Raw genomic sequence first — 6,255 nt, forward strand, 5'->3', positions numbered from 1 at the left:
GCAGCACCCAGTTGATCTCGGGCGGGATTTCCTTCTGCAACTCGATGATGGCGTCGGCGAGTTTCTTCATCTCGACCTTGCCGGCATCGTTGATCACCTCGGAGCCCGTTGGGAACAGCACTTCCGACTGGAAGACGAAGCGGTCGCCGACGATGCGGATGTTCTCGCGGTCGGCGAGGATTTCGCGCAAACGGCCGAAGAAGTCGGAGCGGTAGCGGTTCAACTCCTGCACGCGCTGCGCCAGCGCGACGTTGAGGCGGCGGCCGAGATCGGCGATCTTGGTGTTGGAATCGCGGTCGCGGATTTCGGAGACGTTGAGCGCATCCTCGAGCGCGCCGATCTGCTTGCGCAGCGCCGCGATCTGCTGGTTGAGTATCTCGACCTGGCTCAGCGCCTGCTGGCTGATCTGGCGCTGGCTGTCGAGTTCGCCGCCGAGCGCCGCTGCACGCTGATTGGCGGCGTCGCCGGCACCGGCACCTTGCGCCAGCAATCGTTCGAGCCGGCTCTTTTCCGCTTGCGCGGCCGACAGCGACGCCTGCAGATTGGCCAGGGAATCATCCTTGTCCTGCGCCGTCGAGCGCTCCAGCGCCAGCAGTTGGGTCAGTTCGTTGATCTGCGAGTTGAGGCGCGAGAGCGCCGTATCCTTGCCGGAGATTTCGCGTCCCAGCAGGAACTGCGCCAGCACGAAGACCGTGAGCAGAAACATGATCGCCAAAAGCAGCGTCGACAGCGCGTCGACGAAGCCCGGCCAGTAGTCGATGCGGCGATCGGTGCGCCGGCCCCTGGCGAGCGCCACTTCAGTGCACTCCGGGCTTCTTCAGGGCATCGGCGATCTTTTCCAGCGTGTTGCGCATCGCCTTCTGCTCGTCGGACTGGGCCTCGACCCAGTCGCGCATGATCTGCTGTTCCGAGCGCATATTCTTGACCAGGCCGGAAATGCCGTCGGCGAGATTGGCCATGGCGGTGGCGACGCGCGGGTTGGAGCCGCCGCCATTCTCCTGCATCGAGCGCAGCCGTTCCGACAGCACCCGGATCTCGTCGGAGGATTCGGTTTTGGCCGGGTCGGCGACGACGATGTCCGACGACAGGTCGGTGACCGAGGAAAGCCAGTTTTCCAGTTCGGTGTAGAAGCGCGTCTGGGCGCGGCCGGCCTGCAGGTCGAGGAAGCCGAGCACCAGCGAGCCGGAGAGGCCGAACAGCGAGGACGAGAAGGCGGTGCCCATGCCGGCCAGCGGCGCCGAAAGCCCCTGCTTCAGGGAATCGAGCACCGCGGCGGCGTCACCGGTGCCGGGATCGAGCGATTCGATGGTTTCGCGGATCGAGCCGATGGTGTTCAACAGTCCCCAGAAGGTGCCGAGCAGGCCGAGGAACACCAGCAGGCCGACGAGATAGCGCGAGGTGTCGCGGCTTTCGTCGAGGCGCGTGGCGATGGAATCGAGCATGGTGCGCATCGAACTGGTCGAGAAGGCCATCGCCGAGGAACGGCCGATCATCGCCTTCATCGGCGCCAGCAGCACCGGTTCGGTCGTCTCCGAGCCGGCACGGAAGGAGTTGACCCAGCGCACTTCGCGAAACAGTCGCCCAACCTGGGCGAAGGCCAAAAGGATGCCGACCACCAGCACGCCGACGATCAGGCCATTGAGGCCGGGATTGCTGCCAAAGGCGGTTGAGATCTGTCGGGTGAGGATGGCGGCGATGAAGGCGACGATGACCAGGAAGATCACCATGGTCAGCAGAAAGACCTGCGGGCTCGATAATTTATGCGGGTCGTAGATCAGGACATCAGAACGTCTGCCCATGCCGAAGGATCTGAGAAAAGCCATCCGTGCCCCGTTTCCGATGCCGCCGCCGATCACGTAAACCGCGACTCTAAACGGAATTGTGACCAAATTGAATGGCGCTTGGCAATATTGCCGCGTCGATAGTGTCAGAGGCGATTGATGACCAGACAGTCGACCATGGCGGCCAGATGCAGGCTGGCGCCGGTGACGACGAAACCGTGCCACAGCGCATTGTGGAAGCGCAGCCCCTTCCAGGCGAAGAAGATGACGCCGCAGGAGTAGACGATGCCGCCGGCAACGATCAGCGCTATCGATGTCGTCGGTAGCGTCTGGACAAGCGGCTTGACCAGGATGATGCCGCTCCAGCCAATGGCGAGATAGAAGCCGATCGCCAGCCGGTCGAAACGGCCGGGAAAGAACACCTTGACGGCAATGCCCAGCGCTGCCGCGGTCCAGACCAGCACGATCATCCAGCGCGCCAGCGGCGAGCCTTCGAGCTGCGCCAGGAAAGGCGTATAGGTCGCGGCGATCAGCAGATAGATCGCGGCGTGGTCGAAACGCCGCAACACCCATTTTGCCGGCGACGAGACCGGCCACAGATTGTAGGTCATCGACACCGAGAGCACGGTGAGCAGCGAAACCACGTAGAAGGCGGCGGCGATGTATTCGCCGGGTCCGACACGAAACGCCGCCAGCGCCAGCAGCGCGGAACCGGCCGATATCGCCAGCACGATGCCGACCGCGTGGACGATACCGTCAGCGATCATCTCGGCACGCGAATAGTGCCAGCGTCCGATGAACGGGATATCGGGGTAGGGTTCGTTGTCTCTCACTAAGCCGGGTTCCTGCGCCGCGCCCTCCAATCTGGGCGCTCGCCGGGCAGTATTTCAAGCTTCCGTTGCGGTTTTGCGACTGCGGCGCATCAGCGCGGCGGTTTGTCGGCGCGGCTTGCCTGTCAACGAGAGGAGAGCGGCTTCTTCACGACCTTGAGCAAAGCGCGCTGGATGATCTCGTTGCCGGCGACGACCGAACCGTTGTCGAGCATGTCCTGGCCGCCATCCATGTCGGAGACGAAGCCGCCCGCCTCGCGGATCAAAAGCAGCCCGGCGGCGATATCCCAGGCAGACAGGCCGGTTTCCCAGAAGCCATCCATGCGGCCGGCAGCGACATAGGCGAGATCGAGCGATGCGGAGCCGAGGCGGCGGACGCCGGAAACCTCGGCCATGACGTTGCGCAGCTCGACGAGGAAATTGCCGTGGTGGCCGCGGCCGAGATGCGGCATGCCGCAGCCGATGACCGTGTCGACCAGCTTGATGCGGCCGGCGACGCGCAAGCGGCGGTCGTTCATGAAGGCGCCGCCGCCGCGTTCGCAGGTGTAGAGTTCGTCCATCGCCGGATTGTAGATGACGCCGGCGACGATCTGGCCCTGGCGCTCCAGCGCGATCGAAACGGCAAAGAGCGGAATGCCGTGCAGGAAATTGGTGGTGCCGTCGAGCGGGTCGACGATCCAGCGATGCTGGCCGTCGTCGCCTTCGACCACGCCGCGCTCCTCCATCAGGAAGGAATAGCCGGGCCGTGCCTTGGACAGTTCGGCGAAGACGATGTCCTCGGCCTTGCGGTCGGCCTGGCTGACATAGTCGCCGGGGCCCTTCATCGAGACCTGCAGGTTCTGCACTTCGCCGAAGTCGCGCGACAGCGAGCGGCCGGCCTTCATTGCGGCCTGGACCATGACGTTGAGAAGGGCTGAGCGTGCCATAGTGCTTTTTCCCGGTGCTGCGCTTTAAATTCTGCCTCGATGCATGTCGGTGACCCGGAACCGGGCCACTGTTGGGGGACATGCGTCAGTCGGCGCGGCGCACGTAAGTGATTTCGTTGGTGTCGACGATGATGCGTTCGCCGGCGCCGATGAAGGGCGGCACCAGGACGCGGATGCCGTTCTCCAGGATCGCCGGCTTGTAGGACGATGCCGCCGTCTGGCCCTTCACCACCGGGTCGGCCTCGGTGATGGTCAGCGTCACATAGTCGGGCAGCGAAATGCCGATCGGCCGCTCTTCGTAGAGTTGGACCGTTACCATCATGCCGTCCTGCAGGAAGGCGGCGCGATCGCCGACGAAGTCCTTGTTCAATTCGAGCTGCTCGTAGCTCTGGGTGTCCATGAACACCAGGGCGTCTTCCTGCGCGTAGAGGAAGGAAAAATCCTTCAGGTCGAGCCGGATCTGTTCGACCGTCTCGGCCGAGCGGAAGCGCTCGTTGAGCTTGGTGCCGTTGATGAGGTTCTTCAGTTCGACCTGATTGTAGGCGCCGCCCTTGCCAGGCTTGACGGTGTTGGTCCTGACCGCCACCCAAAGGCCGCCATCATGCTCGATGACATAGCCGGGACGGATTTCGTTGCCATTGATCTTGGCCATGATGAGATGATCCGGAATGATGCCTACGGCCACGCCGTCGGTAAGGGATATTCGCTGGGAAAGCGATTTCGGGCTCCCAAGACCACAAATCGCCAGAAGAGGCAAGGGAGCGGGCAGGTTGGTGCCAGGCGAGGGCAGCCGAGGCGACACTCGCAATGACCGCGCGGGCCGCCGTCAAGGCAGCCGGTTGGCCTTCTGCAGCGCCTGCTTGGTCTGGTCGTCGTCCAGCCCCTGCAGGAAGTCGTCCATCTGCGGATCGATGAGGCCGGCGCGGCGGGCAATGATGTACCAGGCACCGGCAAGGACCAGGTCCGGATCGGTGCCGATGCCTTGCATATAGAGCTTGGCCAGGCGGTTCTGGGCGGCAACATTGCCGCCCTCCGCCGCCTGCTTCATCCAGCCGAAGGCGGATTTCAGGTCGCGCGCACCGCCGCGGCCTTCGATCATCCAGGCGGCGAGATCGATTTGCGCGGTGTCGTAGTTCTGCCTTGCGGCCTGCGCCAGCAGGCGCCTTGCCTGGGCATCGTCGCGTGGCTTGCCGCCGACACCGTTGGCGTAGATCTGCGACATTGCATATTGCGCGTCCGCGAGGCCGGTCGCAGCGGCGCGTTCATAGTAGGAGACCGCCTTGGCCATACCGGCGTCGCCGGGGTCCTGCTGGACCAGCATCTGCGCGAAATTGAATTGCGCCAGCCGGTTGCCGGCTTCGGCTGCGGCCTGCATCAGGGCGTAGGCCTCTTTTCCATCCTTTTTGACATAGCGGCCGTCGAGCAGCATCAGCGCATACTGGAACTGCGATTCCGGCACACCCTGTTCGGCGGCCAAGGCGTACCATTTCGCCGCCTGCGCCGAATTGACCGGTACACCGAGACCTCGCGACAGGATCTCGGCCACCAGGGTCTGCGCCGCCGGGTCGCCGTTTTGCGCCCGGACCAATGCCAGATTGTAAGCTGTCTTGTAGAGGCCGCGCTGGAAGGCGCCATAGGCCGCGTCGGCGGGTTTTGCGCCGAAGCGGTCGGGATTGACGGCGTCGGCCGACGGCAGCGGCGCAGGCTCGGCCGTGGTGGCGGGCTGCGGCAACGGCTTGTCGATCGGCTTATCGGTGTGGACGCCGATTTCCGGCTTGGGCTGCGGCAAGGGGATGGTCTCCGCGGCCGCCGCCTGGACCATCAGCACCGCAAGCAGAGCCTGGAGGGGAAGCGTCGCCGATGACATTTCAGTCCTCGAAACGCGGCGCAGTCTCGTCGAGCAGCGCGTTGGCGGTGGCGACCGCTGTCCTGGGGTCGGTGCCGTCGGCGAACACGGCGCTCGACAGCGCCACGAATTCAGCGCCGGTGGCGCCCACGGCTTCGACCGAGGCGATGTCGGATCCGGCCATGACGATGCAAGGGATCTGGATCATGTCCGCCCACCATGCGCCGAGCGACAGGTTGCGCGGGTGCGGTTCGGGCTTGTTGTCGTAGCCGAAGCGGCCGAAGAAAATGTAGTCTGGCCGCGTCTCGCCAAGCTCGAGCGCGTCGTCACGCGTCTTGGCGCCTCCGGTGCCGACCATCATCTTTGCCTGGGAATGCTCGATTGTCTCGGCGAGTTCGGCCTTGGAGACTTCGACATGGATGCCGTCGGCCTGGACGCGGCCGGCTATGCGGGTGTCGCCGGCGATGATGACAGCAACGCCGGCGGCTTGCGCTGCCGGCACGATCCGTTCGGCGAAAGCCTGGAACGAGGCTTCATCCATGCCGTTCTCGGGCAGGATCAGCGAAGCGACATCGCCACCATCGAATGCCGTGACAATACGGGCCGCCGGCACGCCGGGCGGCGCGATCAGCACGATGCGACAGCGATTGGGGGGCGTTGCTTCATTCATGGTTCTTCGGGTCCCGCGTTTCGCCTATGCCGGGCGAAGATGGTTGGATTGCGGCATAGAGCAAAGTGCCCGCCTTGAACAGGCGGGCAGTCGGGATCGCGATGTTTGATCCGCCGGGCAGCCGGCGGGCCGCTTCACTTGATCGGGTGCGGGCTCGCGACGGGCGGTTTGCCCTTCCACAGCGTCCAGCCGAGATTCATGC

At 64.4% G+C, this 6,255-nt stretch carries 7 protein-coding genes; all 7 read right to left on the reverse strand.

Annotated elements, in window-relative coordinates:
• Positions 1 to 796 (reverse strand): peptidoglycan -binding protein (locus EN994_RS13850; protein ID WP_127307593.1); only part of this gene is annotated, 796 nt, incomplete at its 3' end.
• 1 nt (position 797) lies between these two features.
• Positions 798 to 1,823 (reverse strand): MotA/TolQ/ExbB proton channel family protein, encoded by a 1,026-nt coding sequence (locus EN994_RS13855; protein ID WP_013529124.1) that lies wholly within the window; start codon positions 1,821 to 1,823, stop codon positions 798 to 800.
• 104 nt (positions 1,824 to 1,927) lie between these two features.
• Entirely contained in the window at positions 1,928 to 2,614 is a 687-nt protein-coding gene (locus tag EN994_RS13860) for a hemolysin III family protein (protein WP_063170358.1), read from the reverse strand.
• 122 nt (positions 2,615 to 2,736) lie between these two features.
• Positions 2,737 to 3,537, reverse strand: coding sequence for an inositol monophosphatase family protein (locus tag EN994_RS13865; RefSeq protein WP_013529126.1), 801 nt, complete (start codon positions 3,535 to 3,537; stop codon positions 2,737 to 2,739).
• Between the two features lie 85 nt (positions 3,538 to 3,622).
• Positions 3,623 to 4,189 (reverse strand): elongation factor P, encoded by a 567-nt coding sequence (gene efp / locus EN994_RS13870; RefSeq protein ID WP_013529127.1) that lies wholly within the window; start codon positions 4,187 to 4,189, stop codon positions 3,623 to 3,625.
• Between the two features lie 174 nt (positions 4,190 to 4,363).
• A complete protein-coding gene (locus EN994_RS13875; RefSeq protein ID WP_013529128.1) occupies positions 4,364 to 5,404 on the reverse strand; it encodes a tetratricopeptide repeat protein in 1,041 nt (346 codons plus the stop codon).
• 1 nt (position 5,405) lies between these two features.
• A complete protein-coding gene (locus EN994_RS13880; protein ID WP_063169203.1) occupies positions 5,406 to 6,053 on the reverse strand; it encodes a thiamine phosphate synthase in 648 nt (215 codons plus the stop codon).
• Positions 6,054 to 6,255 lie beyond the last annotated feature (202 nt).

The sequence above is a fragment of the Mesorhizobium sp. M7A.F.Ca.CA.002.09.1.1 genome (assembly GCF_003998555.1).
Classification (GTDB): Bacteria; Pseudomonadota; Alphaproteobacteria; order Rhizobiales; family Rhizobiaceae; genus Mesorhizobium; species Mesorhizobium ciceri.

Excerpts from the sequence above, each read along its gene's own strand:
- EN994_RS13855 (WP_013529124.1), bottom strand. The coding sequence starts at position 1,823 with ATGGCTTTTCTCAGATCCTTCGGCATGGGCAGACGTTCTGATGTCCTG.
- EN994_RS13865 (WP_013529126.1), bottom strand. The coding sequence starts at position 3,537 with ATGGCACGCTCAGCCCTTCTCAACGTCATGGTCCAGGCCGCAATGAAG.
- efp (WP_013529127.1), bottom strand. The coding sequence starts at position 4,189 with ATGGCCAAGATCAATGGCAACGAAATCCGTCCCGGCTATGTCATCGAG.
- EN994_RS13875 (WP_013529128.1), bottom strand. The coding sequence starts at position 5,404 with ATGTCATCGGCGACGCTTCCCCTCCAGGCTCTGCTTGCGGTGCTGATG.
- EN994_RS13880 (WP_063169203.1), bottom strand. The coding sequence starts at position 6,053 with ATGAATGAAGCAACGCCCCCCAATCGCTGTCGCATCGTGCTGATCGCG.